The organism is Nonomuraea sp. NPDC004580, assembly GCF_040609855.1.
In the GTDB taxonomy this organism is placed as follows: Bacteria; Actinomycetota; Actinomycetes; order Streptosporangiales; family Streptosporangiaceae; genus Nonomuraea; species Nonomuraea salmonea.
In genome coordinates, this window is sequence record NZ_JBEXLH010000139.1 from 1 (window position 1) to 1877 (window position 1877).

General features: G+C 72.4%; 1 protein-coding gene. It reads right to left on the reverse strand.

Features of this window, described 5'->3' with window-relative positions:
* On the reverse strand, positions 1–1844 hold a 1844-nt coding region (locus tag ABZW11_RS46190; protein ID WP_355432916.1), incomplete at its 3' end, for an amino acid adenylation domain-containing protein.
* Positions 1845–1877 lie beyond the last annotated feature (33 nt).

Consider the following 1877-nt stretch of genomic DNA (forward strand, 5'->3'; position numbering starts at 1 on the left):
GCGTTCAGCGGCAGGGCCTCCAGCTCCACCACCGCCGCCGGCACCATGTGGCCGGGCAGACTGCCGGCGGCGAACCGCCGCACCTCCTCCGCCACACCGGGCCTGTCGGGGACGATGTAGGCGACCAGCGTCTCCTCGCGGGCCACCACCACGGCCTGGACCACCGAGGGATGCGCTGCCAGCACGGTTTCGATCTCGCCCGGCTCCACCCGGAAGCCGCGCACCTTCACCTGCTCATCCACCCGGCCGAGGTACTCCACCTCACCGTCGACGTTCCACCGCGCCAAGTCCCCGGTACGGTACATGCGACCGCCGTAGGGGCAGGCCACGAACCGCTCCGCCGTCAAGCCAGGCCGGCCGACATAGCCCCGCGCCAGCCCGGCGCCGGCGATGTAAAGCTCACCCGCCGCGCCCACCGGTACCGGCCGCAACCCCTGGTCGAGGACATACAGGCGCGTGTTGGTCAGCGGCCGGCCGATCGGCGGGGCACCCTCAGCGTCCCCGTGCCAAGCGGCTGCGTACACCGTGGCCTCGGTCGGGCCGTAGATGTTGTCCACCCGCGCGTCCGGCAGCGCTTCCCTCACCGCACGCATGACCGGCGCACTCAGCGCCTCGCCCGCCAGCACCACCCGGCCGGGCCGCGCCGTCGTCTCCGCCAGGACCTGCGCCAGCGCCGACGGCACCGCGCTGACCAGCGACACCTCCCACGACCGGCCACGATCAGCCAACGCCAGCAGGTCACCGACGACCTCGATCGAGCCGCCCGACACCAGCGGCGCGAAGATCTCGAAGACCGACACGTCGAAACTCAGCGACGTCGCCGCCAGCACCCGCGACAACTCGGTGAACGTGCCCGTGGCCCAGTGCAGCAGATTGGCCAGCGAGCGGTGCTCGACCAGCACGCCCTTCGGGCGGCCCGTGGAGCCCGACGTGTAGATCACGTAAGCCGGATGCTCCGGCCGCAGCCCCACCCCGCGAACCGGCCCCTCGGCACCGACCGCGTCGTCCACGATCAGCACCGGGCCCGGCGCCGCGGCCACCGTCTCCGCAGAGACGAGCACGATCGCAGGGCGGGCATCCTCCACCAGATAGGCGATGCGTTCGGCGGGGTAACTGACGTCGATCGGCAGGTAGGCGCCGCCCGCCTTGAGCACGCCGAACACGGCCACGATCAGGTCGATGCCGCGTTCGAGCGCCACCCCCACGATCGACTCCGGCCCCACCCCACGCTCGACGAGCGCGTTCGCGAGCCGATCCGACCGAGCGTTCAGCTCCGCGTAGCTCACCTCGACGCCGTCACACACCACGGCCACCGCGTCCGGCGTCCGCGCGGCCTGCGCCTCGAACAGGTCCACCACGGTCGCGTCCGGCACGGTCGCGGCGGTGTCGTTCCACTCCTCCAGCACACGCCGTTCGCGCTCGCCCAGCACCCCGACCACCGCCAGCGGCGTTGCCGTGTCGGCCTCCAGGGCGTGCACCAGGTTGCCGACCGCCGTGCACAGCAACTCGGCGACCAGCGCGGGGTCGATGGGCGCCACCGCGCCGACCACCACCCGGAGCCGGTCGCCGTCGTCGTTCACGGAGACCAGCAGGGGATAGTTCGTGTGTTCCTGGGAGTAGGCGACCTCGATGCCGTCGAAGGCGTCGGGCGCCTGGTCGTCACCGCCGTTGTGGCGGTAGTTGAACAGCGAGGTGAACAGCGGCGCATCCCCCGGCACGCCGCTCGCCCGCTGCGCCACCGCCAGGGAGGCGTGCTCGTGCGCCAGGAGTTCGGCGAGCTGCCCCCGCATCCCGGTGACCGCCTGCGCGACCCCCGTCTCACCGACCTGGACCCGGACCGGCAACGTGTTGATGTAAGGCCCGGGGACCCGGTCGGC